We start from the raw sequence: 20,010 nt of genomic DNA, 5'->3' as shown, positions 1-20,010 counted from the left end.
TTATGAGAGTGAGGCGCGCCCCTTGCCGGCGATGAGTTCGATCTCGCGGCGGCGCTCGCCTGCGAAGCTCAGGAGCTTCTCAACCGTCGACGTATCCGTGATCCGTTTGGCGAGCCGCTCGGCGCGTGCGGCCTGATCTTCGAGATACTGGATCGTGTTCAAGCGTCCGCCCCCCAGGAGCCCCGAATTGTTTGGGCAGCCATGGTGCGTGAGAAGCGACTAACAGGCGGTTAAGCGCGGCGTGTCTCAGCCGATGAATCGCGCGCGCTATTGCACGACGTCGAGCCTGACATTGGTGACGCCCTTGTCGACCATGCCGAGCGCCTCGGCCGCCGACGGCGAGATGTCGACCACGCGTCCGCGAACGAATGGCCCGCGATCGTTGACCCTGACGGTCACGAAGCGGCCGGAGGACACGTCGGTGACGCGCAAGCGTGTGCCGAACGGCAGGGTGGGATGCGCCGCGGTCAATTCGTTCTTGTCGAACTTCTCGCCGCTCGCAGTCTCGCTATCCGAATAGAAGCTGGCGAGACCATGCGAGGCGCTTTGCTTCGCGTCGGTATCAGGGACACGCGCCCGCCTGATCGGCCGCGGATGCAGCATCGCCACGCGGTGCGGACGCTCGACCGTGGGCTGCCTGCTGGTGCCGAGATCGGCTTTCTGGCGGCCGACCGGCGACTGCGCACACGCGGCGAGCGAAGCGGCACCGACGATTGCAAGCAGCAACCGGGTCGAGGTCGCCAGCGACATCCGGGCAGTTTCGGCACTTGCAAAGCGAGACATGATGCGCCCTCCGAACAACCGCAAGTTTCGGTGGGCAATCGGGGCAGAACCTTGGCTGAACAAAAGCGGCCTTGGGGCCGCGGCCCTTTCGGACCGACTGTGACGATTCCACCACAGTCGCTGTCCTGAATCGGGACAAATTTTTCGGAAAATCAGCCCGATATGATCTGCAAAATGATGGGGTGCGCGTCCGACCGGGCCTCACCGCACTCGGCGTCGCCCTTCAACAGCCGCATCAGCTCGCGCCGATAAAGCCGTCGCCAGCCGGTTTTCAGGCTGGCGAGAAAGTCGAGCTCGAATTGCGTCAGTGTGCACATCATGAACCCGATCCGGTTGCAACGAGCCTCGTCAGCCGACGAGGCCTCCCATCGGTCTGACCTCAGTGCTGCCGGGGAAGACCGTCTCGGCCAGCACCTTCTCCTCGACGCGCAGATGATCCCTGAGCAGACCCTTCAGCACGGCACGTAAGTCAGTGGTCGGCTTGAGGTCGCGATCCTCGAACAACTGCGCCGGCTTGAGGCCCGGCCAGTCCGCGATGACGCGGCCGCCGGCAAGCCCGCCGCCCATGAGGAAGGCGACCGTGGCCGTCCCGTGATCCGTTCCCTGCGTGCCGTTGATGCGCGCGGTGCGGCCGAACTCGGTGACGACGGCGACCACGGTCTCTTTCCACGCCTCGCCCAGGTTGCTCTCGATCGCCGCGAACGCGCCGTCGAGCGCGCCGAGCAGATTGTAGAGCTGGCCGGAGGCTGCGCCTTCCGCGATGTGCGTGTCCCAGCCGACGAAGCCCATGGCGCCGACGCGGGGGCCATCGGGCTTGGCGAGATAGCGCGCGGCGGTGCCGGCGGCCTCGGCAAAGTAGGCGCGCACGCGCGCGATGCCCGGAGGCGCCAGGGTCGGATCATCCGACATCGGATCGCCCGCACCCGGTGCGCCGCCGAGCGAGGCCAGCCTCATGCGCGCCTGGAGCACGGTCGCAAGCTTGGGATCGGTGTGCTGGTAGAGATCGAGCAGGCGGTTCTGCGTGTCCTCGCTCGCCGGCAGCAATTTCTGCGGCACCCATGTCATGACCGGCGCCGCGCCGCGCACCACCAGCGGCGTCACGGAGCCGATGCTGAGCGCGCGGCTGCCGCGCGGATCGACGCGTCCGCCCGACTCCATCGCGAGCAGCGCCCGGTTGAGCCATCCCGATGCGGTGGCGCCGGGCTTGGTGAACCCGCTCTCGAGCACGTCCTGGCCGTCGAAATGCGAGCGCTCGCGATAGGGCGTCGCGGTGGCGTGGACGATCGCGGCCTTGCCGCTTTTGTAGAGCCGGTGCAGATTCGGCATCGCCGGATTGAGCGCAAAGAAGGCATCGAGCGGCAGCGCCGGCGGCTTGCCGTCCAGCAGCAGCGCGCGATCGCCGCGCAAGCTTATCCAGTCGGGATCACCGACCGGCGCGACCGCGCCAAGACCGTCGAGCGCGCCGCGCAGCACGATCACGAGCAGGCGCGGATCGCGCCCTTCGGCGCGTGCAATCCGCGGCATCTGGCTCCATGCGAACAATGCACCGGAGCCGACCAGAAGCTCGCGCCGCGTGGGCAGATGATGCTCAAAGCCCATGCTCACCTCCTCTGAAAATCCGCCGACATGAACAGCAGCGCCAGCGCCTGCTGCCGGCTCTCCGCGCGGCCGACCGCCTGCTTCACCTCGATCGCGATCTGCGATGCAAAGACATCCTCGATGATCGCTTGCGGATCGGCCATGCCGGCGAGCCGTTCGGCAAAATAGTTGGCGACGTCGAGCCGCCGGCCGACGCCGTCGATCCAGCTCACCTCGTCGTCCGGATAGCCTTTTGGCATTGACGGGCGCCACAGCGGCTCGCCGAGCAGTTCCTGGCCTGCGGTGTAGCGGACCGGATCGACGGCTGTGATGCCGGTCGCGCGCACCATGCCGGCCCCCCATTCGCCGGGACGCTTGAGCTTGGCCGGCGGCCCGCGCCAGGCATCGTCCGACGATACCATGGCGATCGCGACCTGCTTGAGATCGCCTTCGGTGTCGCGAAAGGACTTCGCAAGCTGCTCGACCAGCGCCGGTGGCGGCTCGTCCGCAACGAAATGCCGCGCGAGCTTGGTTGCGACATGGGTTGCGGTGGCCGGATGCGCGGCGAGGTCGCGCAGCACGGCGCGGCCCTGCTCGGCATCCTCCTGCTCGTAGCGTTTGCCGAGCACGGTCTGTCCGCCGGGCTCGTGCAGCCGCGGATTGAAGGTGAACTCGCCGCCGTGATTGGGATCGGCGCCCGGCGGCACCAGCGTCCAGCCGGTCAGCACATTGGCAAAACTGATGACGTCGTCCTGGGTGTAGCCGGTGCGCACGCCGAGCGTATGCAGCTCCATGATCTCGCGCGCGAAGTTCTCGTTGAGGCCACGGCTGCGGTTGATGCCGGCCGTCGAGTTGGCGCCCATCGATTCCAGATTGTCGAGATAGAACAGCATCGCCGGATGGCTTTCGGCGGCCAGCAGGAGATCAACGAAGCGGCCGAGCGCATTGGCGCGAACAACCTCGCGCTCATAGGCGCCGGACATGCTCCGGATCCGGTTGGCCGAGACGCAGAAATGGTTGGACCAGAACCACACCAGCCGCTCGGCGAAGCCGATATCGGCCGCGAGCGCGGCCTCCGTGCGCAGCTTGGCTTCCTCCAAATAAATGGCGCGGCCGGGATCGGGAATGGCGTCGGCGGCCTGCTTGGCGGCCATCTCGGCGGCATCCTTAACCTCGCCTTGCGCCGGCGCTTGCGCCTCGCTCTGCGCCTGACCTTGCTCACCCGAAGCAACCTGCGCCGCAGCCATCTGCTGCTTCTTGGCCTGCTGCTGCGCCTGCTTGGCGCGCGCGGTCCGCCGCGCATTGGCGTCGGCCACGGTGCGATAGGCTTTTGCGCTGGAGGGAAGGCTCGCCGCTCCTGTCAGCGCGAGCGGCCGGTCGAGCTCGGCGATCAGCGCGCCGCGCGGGTCGGTGCCGATCGCGGCAATCGATCCCGGTCGCGGGCCCATCCCGAAGCGATGAAGCGCCAGCACAGCTTCGGCCTTTGCGGAGTTGCTCATGGCGAACGCCCATTCTTTCGTGCCTGCCAGGAATGTCGACATCAAGCTACGAGCCGTAATGCTACACATCGTAACATTTGCGATATGGACCCGCAAGCAGAGATTGAGTGGTCGCCATCAGGAAATCCGGAGCCGCCCGCGCCACGCGGGCGGGCGCAAACGATCCTAGAAGTTCGGCCCGAGCGCGATCTTCGTGATCGTGCCGTTCCTCACCCCGATGCGCCATTCCGCCGAGCCGTTGGCGAACTGGGCGACATAGATGTCGCTGTCGAGCGCGGTGACGCCGCGGAACGAGACTGCGCGCAACGCACCGAGCCGTGCCAGGATCGCCTGGTCGAACGGCAGCTGCCGGCGCGTGATATCGGCCACCTCCGGCGTCATGAGCTCGTAATCCGGCTGGCCCTTGCCGATGCCATCGATGTAGCGGCGCAGCATCTCCTCGCCATTGGCGATCGGAACGGCGCGGCGTGCGGCACGGCCCGGACGAGCGCCGAGATTCGAGGCCTCGACATTGTGGAAGCGCGTCTGCCGGCCCGGCACCAGGATCTCCAGGCACCGCCCCGACCTGTCGGCAATGACCCAGGGATTGTTCACCGTGGTGGTGGCGGCCCAGGTCGCGTTGGGCCAGACGACGCTCTGGGCCTTGTGATTGCCGTCGACGTCGAGATTGAAGACCTGGATGTCCTCGCCCATCTCGTTGTAGACCAAGATCCGGATCGGAGAGGTGCCGGCACGGCCGCGCACATTCGCTTCCTCGGCGCAGGGCACGATGCCGCCGAGCTCGTCGTTGCCGTCGGCGCGGAAGATCACGTCGCCGGCCTTGCCGTCGGGCTCGAGCAGCAAGCGGAATTCCGCCGTGCCGTTCTCGAACTTCGCGCCATAGATGTCGTAGCCGCCAGGCCCAACGCCGCGGAAGAACAGCGACTCCACCGCGCCGAGCGCCTGGAACGTCGCGCGCATTTCATTGAGGTACCGATGGATCTTGGCCGCCAGCGGTGCGCTCATGCGCTCATAGCTCGGCGTGCCGCCACGCAGCTCCTCGATTCCGCGCAAGATCATCTCCTTGCTGCCGGCAGCCGGGACCTGGTCTCTGAATCTGTCAGGAACTTCGGCGAGCCGCCGCGCGAACTCCGCCTCGACCGCCTGAGCCACCGCCGCATCGACACGGGATGCGAGGCGCGCACCGAAAACGGCGCTCTGCACCAGCACGCGCGAGACTTTTGTCTGCTCGTCGCGCAGGAAAATCACGAGATGATCGCCGCGGAAAGAGAAGGCGTCGGTGCCCTCGGCAAGGACCTGCATGGCGCCCTGTCCGGTTTCGTTCAGCCAGAGCCGGTCGCCGTCGCGCCGCACGGTGAGCACGCGATTCGGCGCAATCCTGTACCAGCCGACATACTGATCGAGCGAAACGGAATCGGTCGGCGAGGCCGGCATCTCGGCGACGCGAACCGCGCGGATGTCACGGCCGTTCATGCGCAGCATCAGCTCGGACGAGCGGCGCTCGGCTTCGACCGCGAACGTGATCTCAGCGAACGACGCCGCGTAGGACGCTGTACCGTCGGCAGCAACCGAGAGCCGCAGCTTGCGCTGTCCGGTGATCTGTCCATAGAGCTCGTCACCCTCGCGGAAAATCGCGAACACCGAGGCCGGACCCATGGCGTAGAAATTGACGAAGGGACGGTAATGCTGCGCGGGCACCTCCCCGGTCTCCGCGGCGACCGGCGCGGGGTCCGGACTGCGATAGGCGATCATGCCGGCGGAGACGATCACGGCGGGCAAGATCCCCGCCGCGATCCACAGCCGCTTGCGCCAGCCGACCGCAACGGGCATTGCGGCCGCCGCGATGATGCGCTCGATGCGGGCGCGCACGGTCGAGGCGCGCGCCATCGCAAGCTCCATCGGACGTGGTTTCACGGTGCTGGCAAAATCCAGCAGGATTTCGGCATAGGACAGCCGGTCGTCGATCACCTCGATCGCTTCGGCGTCGCTGATGATCTCGGCGAGCTCAGCGAGGCGCGCGAGCTGCCACCACGAGAACGGGCTGAACCAGAACACCGCGCGATTGAGGGAAGCGAGCAGCAGAATGTAGAAATCCCAATTGGCGACATGCGCGCCCTCATGCGCGAGCACCGCGAGGCGCTTCTTCGCATCCCAGGCCGCAAATTGCGGCGGCACCAGAATGGTCGAGCCGAAGGTGACGGGACCGCCGACGTCGCGGCTGATGCGCACGTCGGCCGCGATCATGTTCACGCCACCCACGGGCTGCGCTGCCCGCGCCAGGCGCCAGGTCAGGCAGAGGCCGATGGCGAGCCGCAGCAAGAGCAGCCCGGCGACGCCGGCATAGACCAGCGTGGCGACCAACCACCAGTTGATCGAGAGGCCGCTTCTGGCCGGCGGCGCAATGACTGCTGCTGCGGGCGGCACTGCCAAGGACGGCTGCGGCATCTCCAGCATCGAGATATCAGCCGGCGCAAGATCGTCTGCCAAGGACATCGGCAGCGGCAACGGCAGCCGGGTGATCGTCAGCGTCGGCCAATGCATGACGAAAGGCATCGCCAGCGACGCCAGCAGCACGACGATCCACGCCGTCATGTGGACGTGCGGATTGCGCACGCGAAAAAGACAAAGACCGAACCAGACGACGCCTCCCAGCACAAGGGAGCGCAGCGCCGCCTCCGCCAGAGTTGCGATCATTCTTTCTTCACTCCCCTCGCTTTCTTCGCCTTGGCTACTTGATCGGCCAACGTGCGCAGCTGCTGCTGGTCGAGCATCGCATTGTCCACCATGCCGACGAGGACTTCCTCGATCGAGCCGTTGCAGAACCAGTCCACGATGCGCTGCACCGCCTTGGCGGCGACCCGTGAGCGCTCTTCGGCGGCGTGGTAGACATAGGTCCGTCCGTCCACGGTGTGGCGAACATAGCCCTTCTCCTCGAGCCGGCGCAGCACGGTGCGGACGGTGGATTCCTTCAGACGTCGCGACAGCCGCTCCCGCACGATTTCGGCCGTGACGGGACCATGGGACCAAACCAATTGCATGACCTCGCGCTCGAGGTCGCCCAGCTCGGGCAAACGATCGTCCATGGCGGCTTACCTTGCGGCTTGAATTTCTTGTAACGCTACAGATTGTCGCATATGTCGTCGCGCGGCACAACGGCGATTCTACCTGGGATGGTGTCGATGGGCTGACCTGATGCCGGTCCAAAAACGCCTGGGGAGTCGGATGGACTTTCGACCTGATTGACGGGGTGCCCTGCCCCTCACCCGGATCGCCCGCCGATGCTTCGCATTGCCGAGCGATCCGACCTCTCCCCGCAGAAGAGCGGGGAGAGGTTTAACGAGGCACGCTCTCTCACTCCCTCTCCCCGTTCTTACGGGGTCGCGACGAGCTTCGCTCGCGCTGAGAGGGTGGGGTGAGGGGCTGCCTCCGCAAGTTTGGATCGAATTGTGAGCCTCAGTACATCGGCTCGTACATCTGCGACTGCACCAGACCCTTCACATCGTTGGGCGCCGGTCCATCCGCCAGCCCGCGCTGATAGGCGACATCCGCGACGGCAACCGCAATACGGGCCGAGACCTCGCGGATGCGGGGCAGCGCCGGATAGAGGCTGCCCTGCGCAAGGTCGTCCTTGCCGACGCAATCGGCGAGCGTATGGGCGGCCGCCATGAACATCTCGTCGGTGACGAGCCGCGAGCGGCTGGCGATGACGCCGAGGCCGACGCCGGGGAAGATGTAGGAATTGTTGCCCTGGCGCGGCACGAAGGTGCGGCCGTTCAGCTTCACCGGATCGTACGGGCTGCCGCAGGCGAACAGCGCGCGGCCCTCGGTGTAGCGATAGGCATCCTCCGCCGAGCATTCGGCCTTCGAGGTCGGGTTGGACAGCGCGAACACGATCGGCTGCCCGTTGAGCTCGGCCATCGCCTTGAGCACGTCGGGCGTGAAGGCGCCGCCAACGGCGGCGACGCCGATGATCGCCGTCGGCTTCAGCGTCCTGATCGCGGTGAGGAAATCGGCGATCGGCGCCTGCCCGGTATGGGCATAACGCAGCTTGTGGCCGTGAAGGCCGTCGCGGCCCGCAACGACGAGGCCGCGGGAATCCACCAGCCAGTTGCGCCGCAGCGCTTCCGCTTCCGACGCGCCCTCCGCCATCATCGCGGAGACCACGAGATCGGCGATGCCGGTCGCGGCTTCGCCGGCGCCGAGGAACAGGATGCGCTGGTCCCTCAGCCTGCCGCCGGAGACGCGCAGGGCCGAAAACAGGCCGGCGAGCGCCACCGCCGCGGTACCCTGGATGTCGTCGTTGAAGACGCAGGCTTCGTCGCGGTATTTGTGCAGCAGCCTGAACGCCGAGTGATTGGCGAAATCCTCGAACTGGATCAGCACGCCGGGAAACGTCTTTCGCGCCGCCTCCATGAACTCGTCGACGAAGCTGTCATAGGCCTCGCCCGTGAGCCGGCGCTCGCGCAGGCCGAGATAATAGGGATCGCCCAGCAGCTCTTCGTTGTTGGTGCCGACGTCGAGCACAACAGGCAGGCACTGCTCGGGATGCACGCCGGCGCAGGCCGAATAGAGCGACAATTTGCCGACGGGTATGCCCATGCCGTTGGCACCGAGATCGCCGAGGCCGAGGATGCGCTCGCCGTCGGTGACGACGATGAGCTTTGCGGCATGGGGCCAGTTCTTCAGGATCTCACCGATCTGGCCGCGATCGCGCGAGCAGATGAACATGCCGCGCGGCCGCTGGAAGATCAGGCCGTATTTCTGGCAGGCGAGCCCGACCGTCGGCGTGTAGATGATCGGCTGGATCTCGTCGATATTGTCGACGACGACGCGGAAGAACAGCGCCTCATTGCGGTCGTGCAGCGCATTCAGTGCGACGTATTTTTCGAGATCCGTCGGCAAAGTGCGCAGATTGGTCAGAATACGCTGAGCTTGCGTCTCCATCGTCAGCACGCATGGAGGCAGCAGGCCGCGCAGGCCGAGCGCCTCGCGCTCCGCCTCCGTGAAGGCGGTGCCCTTGTTGAGCAGGGGATCGCGCAGCAGCGTCATGCCGTGCGCGGTCTCGGATGATGTCGCATGGGCGTTGACCCGAGCAGGTCTATTCACGAATCCCCCAGGGAGTTTCTTATGGAAGGGCCGACATTGTCGGCCAGCGCGCAACCGAGATCAAGGACACAGAAACTCGGGCGTCGATTGTGATCTCGCACCGCAGCGAGATTTTCGCGCGAGAGCGCGAGCGGCTTGAGACAAAATTAACGCGGCAAAGCTGCTCTTGTCCCTCATGGTGAGGAGGCGCGTCAGCGCCATCTCCGGACGATGCTGCGCATCGCCGGGTGAACCATCAAGGTCCCGATCGTGCCGGCGGCCGTCGCTATCGGGCCGCCCGCCGCGGCGTCAAATTGGCGGCAGCGTCAGCCGGCGGCGCGACCTGCATCAATATGGTCTGGACGGGGGACGCGATTTCGATGCCGTTCTGCTGGAAGCGCAGCTTCATGCGGCGGTTGAATTCGCGCTGGACCGGCCAGCGCCCGGCTTCGGTGCAGCGGATCTGGCCGACGATGGACACCATGGCGCCGTCGACCTTGTCGATGCCCCACAGTTCGAGATCGCCGCGGATCGCCGCGCGAAACTCCGGCTCGCGCCGCATCTCGTCGACGATGTCCTTGAGGATCTGGCCGGCGCGGTCGGTGTCCTCCTTGTAAGCGACGTTGACGCTGACGGAGGCATTGCCGGCGCCGCGGCTGGCATTGGTGATGGTCGTGACCGCGCTGAACGGCACGATGTGCACGGCGCCGTCGCCAGCGCGCAGCCGAATGGTGCGGATCGAGACGTTCTCGACCACGCCGGTTAGGCCCGACACACTCACGGTGTCGCCGACCTGCACCGTGTTCTCCAGCAGCAGGAACAGTCCGGTGATGAGATCCTGCACCAGCTTCTGCGAGCCGAAGCCGATGGCGATGCCGACGATGCCGGCGCCCGCCAGCAGCGGCGCGACATTGACGCCGATCTCGCTCAGCGCGGTGAGGCCGACGACCGTTGCGATCAGGCAGAGCAGCGCGGTGCGCAGCATCGGCTGGAAGGTGCGTAAGCGAGCCGCGCGGGCATAGTGTCCGTCGCGCGACAGCGTGTTGATCTGGCGATCCAGCAGCGCGTTGCTGGCTTCCCAGATCGCCGCTGCGATGAACACGGCGAGGCCGATCGTCACCACGGCCGAGATCAGCCGGCTGCCGATCTGGCCGCCATAGAACCAGACGATGGCATCGACGCCCCAGACCTCGAGCACGGCGACGAAGCCGATGAAGGCGATCACGCCGGAGACGATCCTGCGCAGCAGCGGCAGATAACGGTTGGCGCGGGTCTCCAGCCCCGGAAAGCGCTGCAGGATCTCCGGCCTGATGCGGAAGCCGCGATCGATCAGGCTCAAGGTCACCATGATGGCGACGCGCGTGATCAGCGCCACCACGATCGTGCCGACGAAATATTGCAGCAGCAGCGAATAGCCGTTGCGGATGTTGAGCGCCCACACCGCCCACAACGCAAGATCGAGCGCGATGGCAAGATAGTGCCAGCCGCCGGCGATGCGGTTGCGCAGGCGCGCGGCGATGCCCTGCCGTTCGGCCGGCGCGCGGATGGCCTCAGCGACCTGGCGGCGGCATTGCAGGATGATGACGACGATGAAGAGGTGCACGACCAGCATCACCATGCGCAGCAGCGCCGCGTAGCCGGCGCGGTGCAGGCCGAGCAGCAGCGCCACATTGGCGAAGGCGATGCCGGAAACGCCAACGCCGACGATGCGGCGCGCCCAGATCTCGACATAGGCCGCAGTCTCGGCGCGCACCGGAAACAGGCCGAACGGTCCCGCCAGCGCACGAACCACGCAGATGAGCCCGCGCGAGAACGCATAGGCGTTGACGACGGCGAGGATCACGAAGCGGACGGTGACGGGATCGCCGATCTCGGTTCCGAGCAATGCGGTCGCTAAACCGATGAAGACGAACACCGGCAGCAGTTCGAGCAGGAGGCGTCCGAGCACGAACGGCAGCCGCAGCAGCACCTGCCAGACCCGGGCGAGGCTGTTGCGCCGCTTCTGCAATTCAGGCGCCGGCGTCACGTCGGCCACTGACGATGGTGGGTCGGCAATCGGCAGCGCCTGCACCGGCAGCCGTGCGGTTTGCGGCACGCGTCCTTCCAGGAAGGCGACCGGACGCCGGATCGCGCGGAAGATCACCCATTCGGCCGCAAGCGCGCAGCCGAGCACCAGCGCGAGCTTCCAGGCGATCTCGATCAGGAGGTTATAGGCGGCGGGATCATTGGCGGTGCGCACAATCCAATAGTAGAACGCCGGGAAATGCGTCAGCGTCCGCGCCATGCTGGCGATCTCGCGCGAGATCTCGCCGATCTCTTCCGAGACCGTGAGCAGAAGCTGCGCGCCGAGACCGTCGGCCGAGAGCGGGATCGGTGACTTCTGCTCGGGCGCGGGCTGCTGTGGACCTGACGCATTCGCGATCGCGCGCAAGGTGTCGATGATCTGCGCGCGTTTCTTGTCGTCCTGGAGGGTTTCCAGCGCACGCCTCGCCTCGTCCGGCGACAGCGCGGCAGCAGCACTGGCCGCCGGAGCGGGCGGCTCGGCGCGGGCGCCGGAGACAGCCGAGATCGCGAGGAAGAGAGCGGCGAAGAGCGCCGGGGCAAGCTTGTGCGACACGATGATCCCTGGAAAAGATGAATGCGCCAGCGGACTCGGCATCGTCATCGCCGAAGCACTGCGTCATGTCGGATCGCCGCTATTCGCCCCTGCGCTGTGTCGGAAGTTGGCCAATGAGGCGACCTTCTCTTGGCATTTGCCGCAGTGCAGGATGGGTGCAGGAATCGGTCCAGGAATGGGAACTGCGAGCTTCCGCGCGGCCGAAGCGCCGGCTTTGCTGCGAGACACGCCAAACCTCTCCCGTCATTCCGGGGATAGGCCCGGAATGACGGCGAGGAGGAGAGAGAAAACTGGATGTCAAAGACGCCGATTCGGCGGCCCCGTCACGGCTCTTTCAACGCGCTCAGCGCGTTCTCAAAATACAGCGCCGGGACGGTAGGGGCCTTGCCTCACTGATGCGGCCCGCTAAACCTTATCCCGGCGTGCCGTTCGCGGTTTTGCCGCTATGCGATAGTCCGAACGAGCTCCATCGCAATTAACGCGGCTGGATTTGCGGAGGTGGTGTCATAGACCTCCCCTTGCTCATGAGGTGGACGTTGCGCGTCGCGTATTCGCGACCATGACGATGCTCCTCCTGCGACACAAAACTGTCAAGCGGGATCAACGGCACATGAGATCACATTTGAACGCGGGTTCCTTGGCTGCTGGAGTGATGCGACGAGCGACCGCCTTGCACAGTGATCGCAAGGGTAGGCAAAGGCGCACTTGCGCCGTGCCACGTCTTCTTGACCAGGATCGAAGACGTGGGCACGCTCCGCTTTGCCCACCCTACGCGATTTGATCGCGACCTGTTGCGATGATGACATCATGCCCCTGTTTTGCCCGACGCGTCGAGCGCAATTCCGTAAAATCCGCAACAACATTCGCGACGGTCGGCCAAGCCGTTGATCCCACTATCGTCTGCTACTGTGCATGGGGTTGTTTTCGCATTTCTTGTTCTCGCCATGCGCATGGTGCGCCGTTCACTGCTTCCCTGCCCGCTTCTTGCTTCCCTTCCCCTCCTTCTCCAGCGCCTTGCGTACGGTCTTGAACTCCGCGAGCGAGGCCTTGTCGGCGCGCGGGAAGCGCAGGTCGAGCTTTTCGAGTGCGGCATTGATCACCGAGCCGATCACGACGCGGGCGAACCATTTGTGGTCGGCCGGCACGACGTACCAGGGCGCATGCGGCGTTGACGTATGCCGGACGATGTCCTGATAGACCGCTTGGTAGCGCGGCCACAGCGCGCGCTCCTTGATGTCATCAATCGAGAACTTCCACTGCTTGGACGGAATCTCCAGCCGGTCGAGAAAGCGCTCGCGCTGCTCCTCCTTGGAGACGTTGAGGAAGAACTTCAGCACCAGTGTGCCGTTGCGACAAAGGTAACGCTCGAACGCGGCGATGTCCTCGAACCGCTCCTTCCAGATGTGCTTGGTGACGAGCTTTGGCGGCAGCTTCTCCCTGGCGAGGATTTCCGGATGCACGCGCGTCACCAGGCATTCCTCGTAGTGCGAGCGGTTGAAGATGCCGATATGGCCGCGCTCGGGCAGCGCGACGACGTGACGCCAGAGGAAGTCGTGGTCGAGTTCCTTGCTGCTCGGCGCCTTGAAGGCCGTGACCTCGCAGCCCTGCGGATTGATGCCCTCGAAAATCGCCTTGATCGCACTGTCCTTGCCGCCGGCATCCATGGCCTGGAATACGATCAGCAGCGACCAGCGGTCCTGGGCGTAGAGCTTCTCCTGGAATTCGATCAGCCCCTTCTTGTTGGCCTCGAGGATCGCCTGCGCCTTCTCCTTGTCGAGATCGCCCTTCTCGTCGGTCTTGTGATCGCTGAGGTGAAACTTGCCCGATCCGTCGTAGCGGAACGGCGTGATGTAGCGGTCAAGTTCCTGGGCGTGCGACCTGGACGACTTCTTGCTCATGAGCGCGGGGCACCTTGCGTTGCGGCTTCAATCGGTCGAGCACGCTACCAAGGATGCCCTTGGGAAGGAATATGATGAAGAGCACCAGCAGCACACCGTAGACGAGATTGTCCCAGCCGACCGCCTTGGTGCCGAAGCCGATGCGCAGGGTCTCGGCCAGCAGGATCGTGATGATCGCGCCGAAGGTCGGGCCGAGCGAGACGAACAGGCCGCCGACGATGGCGGCGAACACCATCTGGAGCGACACTGCGATGCCGCTGACCGTATCGGGCGTGATGAACATCTGGTACTGACAGTAGATCGCGCCGGCGAGCGCCGTCATCAGCGCGCTGAGCAGCGTGATCTTCAGCTTCTCCGCAGTGACGTTGACGCCGGCGGCGGCCGCAGCGTCCTCGTCCTCCGAGATCGCCTCCAGCGCATAGCGCGCCATGCTGCGGTCGACCCAGTGCCAGACCACGATGCCGAACAGCCAGACCGCGAGCGCGATCAGATACCAGGTGGTCTTGTCGTCGAATTGCAGCGCCAACAGCTTGTTGCCCGCGGCGCGGTTCGGTGTGTAGCCGAGCGAGCCGCCGGTATGGTCGCGCGTCGCGGTAATGACCTGGAGCACGATTCCTGACAGCGCCAGCGTCACCAGCACGAAATAGTGGCCGGTGATGCGGAAGCGGAAACAGGGATAGCCGACGATCAGCGCCAGCGCGCCGGCCGCGACCATGCTGACGGGAATACCGATCCAGGGCGACAGGCCGAGATGATTCCACAATAGCGCGGTGACATAGGCGCCGATCCCCATGAAGCCGCCATGGCCGAGCGAGACGAGGCCGAACCGTCCCATCATCGACCATGATGTATAGGCGAACGACCAGATCAGGATCAGCACCAGGATGTGCAGATGATAGGGATCGCGATAGACGAACGGCAGCGCGACCAGCGCCGCAAGCCCGATCCCCCAAGCCGCAAGCCGCCATTGTCCCGTCATCGGCGCCTCGCCAGCAGGCCCGCGGGCCGGATGAACATCATGACGATGAAGAACGCGAAGGCGAGCACGTAGCCCCATTCGAGATCGGAGAACAGGCCGCCGAGCGAGATGATCTCGGCGAACACGAAGGCGGCGATGAAGCCGCCGATGAAATTTCCGAGCCCGCCGAGCACGCAGATCAGGAAGGTGATCGGCCCGAAGGACAGGCCGACGAAGGGATGCACGTCATACTGCAGCACCAGCAGGCAAGCGGCGAGCCCGGCCAGCGCGCCGCCGAGCGCCGAGGTGATCAGATAGATTCGTTTGGTGTCGACGCCCATCAGCGCCATGATCTGCCGGTCCTGCGAGATCGCCCGGATTGCCGTGCCGGTGAAGGTGCGGGTCATGAACAGGTAGACCGCGACCATCCCAACGAGTGCGGCAAGGAACGACAGCAGGCGGGCGTAGCTGAAATTCATGTCGCCGAAGGCGAGCACCGGCAGGCGAATGCCGAGGTTGCGGAAGTCGATGCCGAAGGCAACAGTGGCAAAGCTCTGCAGCACGAACAGCACGCCGCCGGTGGCGAGCAGCTGGTTGATCGGCGGCGCGGTGAGCAGCGGCGCGATCACGAGATAATGCAAGGCGGCACCGAGCAACGCGACCAGCAGGATCGTGAACGGCGCAGCGACGAAATAACTGACGCCGTAATACTGCACCATGAAATACATCGCGTACATGCCGATCATCACCAGTTCGGCGTAGCAGATCCAGGTCACATCGATGACGCCGAAGATCAGGTTCAGCCCAAGCGCGAGCAGCGCCAGCACGCCGCCGAGCAGGATGCCGTTGATCACGGCCTCCAGCAGGTAGATGTCGAATATATCCAGGACCGCCTGCATGCCCATCACACCCCGAGATACGCTTCCTTGACCGTGTCGCTCGCCAGCATCTCGGCCGAGGTGCCCGATGCCCTGATCGTCCCCGCCTCGATCAGATAGGCGCGGTCGACCACCTTCAGCACCTGCTGCACGTTCTGCTCGACGATCAAGACCGTGAGGCCGCGGCTACGGATCCGCTTCACCAGCTCGAACACCTGCTGCACCACGACCGGTGCGAGCCCGGCCGAGGGCTCGTCGAGCAGCAGCAGCTTGGGATTGGACATCAGGGCGCGGCCGATCGCGCACATCTGCTGTTCGCCGCCGGACATGGTGCCGGCCATCTGATGGCGGCGCTCCTTCAGGCGCGGAAACAGCTCGAACACGACCTCCAGCCGCTCGGCATAATGGCCGCGCGCTTCCTTCATAAAAGCGCCCATCTTGAGATTGTCATCGACCGTGAGCTGCGGAAACAGCCGCCGGTTTTCCGGCACGTGCGCGATTCCGAGGCTGACGATCTTGTGCGGCGGCGTCGCCACGACATCGACGCCCTCCATCCTGATCGAGCCGCGCGACGGACGGATCAGGCCGGAGATGACGCGCATCAGGGTGGTCTTGCCGGCGCCGTTTGGACCGATGACGCCGACGGCCTCGCCGGCCCTGACGTCGAGGTTGACGTCGAACAGCGCCTGGAAGGTGCCGTAGCCGGCACCGACGCTCCGAAGCTCAAGCATCATTGCCCTCCCGCGCGGCGGCGCGCTTCGGCGGCCGCGGCCTGCGTGGTCTCGGCATCAGTGCCGAGATAGACCTCGATCACGCGCGGATCGCCGGCAACCGCGCTCGGCAGCCCTTCCGAGATCTTCTCGCCGTGATCGAGCACCATCACGCGGTCGACGACGCGCATCAAGACGCCCATGATGTGCTCGACCCAGATGATGGTGATGCCGAGCTCGTCGCGGATGTTGCGCAGCATGTCGGCGGCCTGGTCCATCTCGGTCTCGTCCAGCCCGCCGAGGCTCTCGTCGGCGAGCAGCACCTTTGGCGCCGTCGCGAGCGCTTTTGCGAGTTCGAGCTTCTTCAGGCCGGCGGCACCTAAGCCATCGACGCTGGCATGCCGATCGGTCGGCAATCCGACCATGGCGAGCGATCGGTCGGCCGCCTCCTCCGCCTTGATGCGGCTCTGTCGACCTTGCCCATAAAAGCCGGCGAGCGCGACATTCTCAAAAATGGTCAGGCGGCGGAACGGCCGCGGGATCTGGAAGGTGCGACCGATGCCGCTGTTGATGATGCGGTGCGGCGCAAGGCCCGCGATCTCGGAGCCGGCGAACCGGATCGATCCCGAGGTCGGCGCCAACGTGCCGGAGAGCATGTTGAAGATCGTGCTCTTGCCCGAGCCGTTGGGGCCGATCAGGCCGAGGATCTCGCCCTGATCGACCCTAAACGACACGTTGTTGACGGCGGTGAAGCCGCCGAACCGCTTCACCAGCCCGCTGACCTCCAGCACCGTCCCGCTCCGCCGCTACTGGTTGCTGTAGGTGGTGCCCTTCGGCAGCGGCAGCACGGCCTCGCGCTGCGCCTGGCTCTTCGGCCACACCACGGCGGATTTGTCGTCGATGTACTGGATCACGACCGGGAACGAGCGCTCGTTCTGCCCGGCCATCGGCGTCCCCTCGCCGTAGAACTTCACGCCGAAGCCGAGCATGGTGCCGCCCTCGGGAATGTCGGTGTCGAGCGCGGCCTTGCGCAACGCGTCGGGATCGACGCCGCCATATTTCTTGATCGCGCGCGGCAGCACGTCATTCATGAAGACGTAGGTGTTGGATGCACCGATGCCGACATGGGCGGAGCGGATGGCAACGCCTGGCTTGATCTTGTCGAACTCCTCGCCGACCATCTTGATTACGGGCGGGAGCTTGGGATCCATCGTCTTCTGGTTGGCGAGCCAGATCGAGATCGGATCGGTGTTGAAGATGTAGCTGGCGTCGGCACCCATGCCTTCCTTCAGCTTTTCATAGACGCCGTAGCCTGCGCCATGCCCCATCAGCGCGCCGAATTTCAGCCCCTGCTCGCGAGCCTGCCGCAGCAACAGCGTGATGTCGGGATTGTAGCCGGTGTGGAAGATGATGTCGGGCTTGGCCCGCTTCAGCTTGGTCACCAGCGCGGAGAGATCGGGCGCGGTCGCCGAGTATCCTTCCTTCAGGACGACATTGAAGCCGGCCTTCTTCGCGCCGGCCTCGTTGCCTTTGGAGACATCGACGCCATAGGAGCCATCCTCGTGGATGATGGCGACGCGCAAATCCTTCGGCTCCTTGCCGAACTTCTCCCTGGCGTTCTGCGCGATGAAATCCATCGTCATCATGCCGAACTGGTCGCCGCTCGCCTGCGGGCGGAACACGTATTTGTAGTTCTTCTCGTTGAACACGGCGGACGAGATGCAGGTCGTCATCCACATGAACTTCTTGAGCTGCTCGACGCGCTCGGCCACCGGCACGCACTGCGCCGAGGAGAAGAAGCCGAGCACCAGGTCGACCTTCTCCTGTTCGAGCAGGCGAACGGACTCGTTGATGGCGACGTCCGGCTTGCTCTGCGCATCGGCGTAGACCGCCTCGACCTTATAGCCTTCGACGCCCGTCTTCACGAACTGGTCGAGGATGATCTTGGTGCCGATATATTCAAGCTCCGACCCGCCGCCCGCGAGCGGCCCGGTCAGATCGAAAATCACGCCAATCTTGATCTTCTTCTCTTGAGCGTCAGCGGACACCGCCAAGCCCGTCGCTGATATCGCGACCAACAGCCCACGTACCAAGCGGGCAGCCATGCGCAGACGCATCAAAACCTCCCTGGACGATTGTGCATTGCATTCTTGTTGTTTTTGCTTTTTGCCCATCACATGGGCTATGCGCAGCGATGTCAAGCCTCGCACGTCAGCGCGAGGTGAACTGCTGCTCGACGAAGGCCGTGACAAATCGCGGCATGGTCGGCGTGAGATCATCGATTCCGCGCACGAGATGGATGGCCGACAGCTCCGGCTCGGCCTCTCGCGCCAGATTGGCTTCGATCCGGGCACGCGCAACGTCGCCCGGCACATCCAGGTTGAGCACCTGAATCATTGCAATCGCACGACCTGAGACGACACAGTGCCAGTCTGCTTCGGCCCGATAGTCGTCGGCCGTGAGCCCGGTCTCCTCCTCGAGTTCGCGCACAACGCTGCCGGAAATATCGAGCGTGCCTTCCCTGACGTCGCCCGGATCGGGTGTGCCAGAGGGGAAATAGATGCGGCCTGCATTGGCGGTGTGGGGCGCCATCTCGCCCATGACGAAAGCACCGTCGGAGGCCTGCAGCGCGCCCATGCCAAAACCGTTGAACACGGCGGGGTCAGGAAATCCCCAGTCGCGCCAAGCGAGAAAGCTTGCGAAATCCACTTCGGAATAGGTCGCGGCGAAATGGCCGTCCGAGAACACGGGATCGCGGCCGAGCAGGATACGGCCATTCCAGATCTTCGGCCGCTCGCGCTGCTTCTCGGCGAAATGCGCCGCGATCTCGGCGCGGCGCTCCTCCGCGAACGGCCAGGAGATCGGCCGCACGGCAAGATCAAGCGTCGTGACGCGATGGATGATGGGTGACGTCATGACGCTCAGGTTACTGCCCCTTCGCGTCACTTATTTGGCGTTCCCCGTGGTCTTCTTGGCCTCGACGAACTTGTTGGTGAAGGTCTTGCTGACGTCGATCTTGGCGCTCGCGACTTCAGGTGAACCGACGCTGAACACCGCGAGCACGGCGTCGGCGCCCTTCGGGTCCATCTTGCCGGTTTCGGAGAACATCGGGATCGTGTTCTTCAGCGCAGCGAGATAGAGGTCCTTGTTCTTGCCGACCATCTCGTCCGGCATCTTCGCCATGATCTCCTCAGGGCTGTGCGAATGGATCCAGGCGAGCGTCGCGAGCATCGCGTTGGTGAGCCCCTGCGTCTCCTTCTCGTGACCATTGATCCAGGCCACGGTCGAATACAGCGCGCCGCCCGGGTATTCGCCGCCGAACGTCTCGAGCGTGTCCTTCTGCGTGCGGGTGTCCGAGAGAATGCGCAGATCCTTGTGGCTGCCCTGGAGGACGGTGACGGAGGGATCGAGCATCACGGCGGCATCGAGCTGGCCCTGCTCCATCGCGGCGACCGCGGTGGCGCCGAGGCCGACGCCGATCACGGCGGTGCCGGCGGGATCGAGTCCGTTCTTCTTCAGGAGATATTTCAGGAAGAAGTCGGTCGAGGAGCCGGGCGCACTGACGCCGACCTTCTTGCCGGCGAGATCCTTGATCGACTTGATGTCGTTGGTGCGCGACGGCGCGACCACCAGCACGAGGCCGGGATAGCGGTCATAGACCACGAAGGCCTGAAGCTCTTGCTTCTTCGCGGCGAGATTGACGCAATGGTCGAAATAGCCGGAAACGACGTCGGCGCTGCCGCCGAGCACGGCCTTGAGCGCGTCCGAGCCGCCCTTGAGATCGACCAATTCGACATTGAGGCCGGCCTTCTCGTATTCGCCGAGCTGCTTGGCTAGCACCGTCGGCAAATAGCACAGGCAGGCACCGCCGCCGACTGCGATGGTGACCTTGCTTTGCGCCGCGGCAAATCCGGTGGTGAGCGTCAGCGCGAGCAACGCGCCGGCGAGCCTGGCAATCGTGTTCTTCATTGGTGTCCTCCGTTCGGCCGGCCGCACCATAGAGC

General features: G+C 64.9%; 17 protein-coding genes. All 17 read right to left on the bottom strand.

Translation table 11 applies throughout. The features are described from left to right. Positions 1-162, bottom strand: coding sequence for a hypothetical protein (locus JJB99_RS11200; protein ID WP_200498822.1), 162 nt, complete (start codon positions 160-162; stop codon positions 1-3). Positions 163-267: 105 nt separating this feature from the next. Next, complete coding sequence (locus JJB99_RS11195) at positions 268-783, bottom strand: septal ring lytic transglycosylase RlpA family protein (protein WP_200498821.1); 516 nt, start codon at positions 781-783, stop codon at positions 268-270. Between the two features lie 152 nt (positions 784-935). Then, positions 936-1,103 carry a hypothetical protein gene (locus tag JJB99_RS11190; RefSeq protein WP_200498820.1) on the bottom strand — a complete coding sequence of 56 codons (168 nt, stop codon included), beginning with the start codon at positions 1,101-1,103 and terminating at the stop codon, positions 936-938. 28 nt (positions 1,104-1,131) lie between these two features. Next, entirely contained in the window at positions 1,132-2,382 is a 1,251-nt protein-coding gene (locus tag JJB99_RS11185; RefSeq protein WP_200498819.1) for a DUF1501 domain-containing protein, read from the bottom strand. A gap of 2 nt (positions 2,383-2,384) precedes the next feature. Further along, entirely contained in the window at positions 2,385-3,860 is a 1,476-nt protein-coding gene (locus JJB99_RS11180) for a DUF1800 domain-containing protein (RefSeq protein ID WP_200498818.1), read from the bottom strand. Positions 3,861-4,025: 165 nt separating this feature from the next. Then, on the bottom strand, positions 4,026-6,554 hold the full coding sequence (locus JJB99_RS11175) for a M56 family metallopeptidase (RefSeq protein WP_200498817.1): 2,529 nt from the start codon (positions 6,552-6,554) through the stop codon (positions 4,026-4,028). Beyond that, the gene (locus JJB99_RS11170) at positions 6,551-6,943 is read right to left on the bottom strand and encodes a BlaI/MecI/CopY family transcriptional regulator (protein ID WP_200498816.1); all 393 of its coding nucleotides are present in this window, start codon (positions 6,941-6,943) and stop codon (positions 6,551-6,553) included. Before JJB99_RS11170 ends, JJB99_RS11175 begins: the two co-directional genes overlap by 4 nt. 370 nt (positions 6,944-7,313) lie before the next feature. Beyond that, a complete protein-coding gene (locus JJB99_RS11165; protein WP_246775299.1) occupies positions 7,314-8,909 on the bottom strand; it encodes an NAD-dependent malic enzyme in 1,596 nt (531 codons plus the stop codon). A gap of 322 nt (positions 8,910-9,231) precedes the next feature. Next, the gene (locus JJB99_RS11160; RefSeq protein ID WP_200498814.1) at positions 9,232-11,562 is read right to left on the bottom strand and encodes a mechanosensitive ion channel domain-containing protein; all 2,331 of its coding nucleotides are present in this window, start codon (positions 11,560-11,562) and stop codon (positions 9,232-9,234) included. A gap of 962 nt (positions 11,563-12,524) precedes the next feature. Next, on the bottom strand, positions 12,525-13,460 hold the full coding sequence (locus JJB99_RS11155) for a polyphosphate kinase 2 family protein (protein ID WP_200498813.1): 936 nt from the start codon (positions 13,458-13,460) through the stop codon (positions 12,525-12,527). Then, positions 13,420-14,439 (bottom strand): branched-chain amino acid ABC transporter permease, encoded by a 1,020-nt coding sequence (locus JJB99_RS11150; RefSeq protein WP_200498812.1) that lies wholly within the window; start codon positions 14,437-14,439, stop codon positions 13,420-13,422. The genes JJB99_RS11155 and JJB99_RS11150 overlap by 41 nt, the downstream gene beginning before the upstream one ends. Then, positions 14,436-15,317, bottom strand: a complete 882-nt coding sequence (locus JJB99_RS11145; RefSeq protein WP_200498811.1) for a branched-chain amino acid ABC transporter permease — start codon at positions 15,315-15,317, stop codon at positions 14,436-14,438. The genes JJB99_RS11150 and JJB99_RS11145 overlap by 4 nt, the downstream gene beginning before the upstream one ends. Before the next feature lie 5 nt (positions 15,318-15,322). After that, entirely contained in the window at positions 15,323-16,027 is a 705-nt protein-coding gene (locus JJB99_RS11140; protein ID WP_200498810.1) for an ABC transporter ATP-binding protein, read from the bottom strand. Further along, positions 16,027-16,797: an ABC transporter ATP-binding protein gene (locus JJB99_RS11135; protein ID WP_200498809.1), complete on the bottom strand. Its 771-nt coding sequence runs from the start codon at positions 16,795-16,797 to the stop codon at positions 16,027-16,029. The genes JJB99_RS11140 and JJB99_RS11135 overlap by 1 nt, the downstream gene beginning before the upstream one ends. Positions 16,798-16,812: 15 nt before the next feature. Further along, positions 16,813-18,123: an ABC transporter substrate-binding protein gene (locus tag JJB99_RS11130; protein WP_200498808.1), complete on the bottom strand. Its 1,311-nt coding sequence runs from the start codon at positions 18,121-18,123 to the stop codon at positions 16,813-16,815. Positions 18,124-18,217: 94 nt separating this feature from the next. Next, positions 18,218-18,922, bottom strand: coding sequence for an NUDIX hydrolase (locus JJB99_RS11125; protein ID WP_200498807.1), 705 nt, complete (start codon positions 18,920-18,922; stop codon positions 18,218-18,220). A gap of 30 nt (positions 18,923-18,952) precedes the next feature. Beyond that, positions 18,953-19,975, bottom strand: coding sequence for an ABC transporter substrate-binding protein (locus JJB99_RS11120; RefSeq protein WP_200498806.1), 1,023 nt, complete (start codon positions 19,973-19,975; stop codon positions 18,953-18,955). Between the last annotated feature and the right edge of the window lie 35 nt (positions 19,976-20,010).

It is taken from the genome of Bradyrhizobium diazoefficiens, from assembly GCF_016616235.1.
In the GTDB taxonomy this organism is placed as follows: domain Bacteria; phylum Pseudomonadota; class Alphaproteobacteria; order Rhizobiales; family Xanthobacteraceae; genus Bradyrhizobium; species Bradyrhizobium diazoefficiens_H.
Note: the sequence above shows the minus strand (reverse complement) of the source record. Positions and strands in the feature narration are given on the sequence as shown.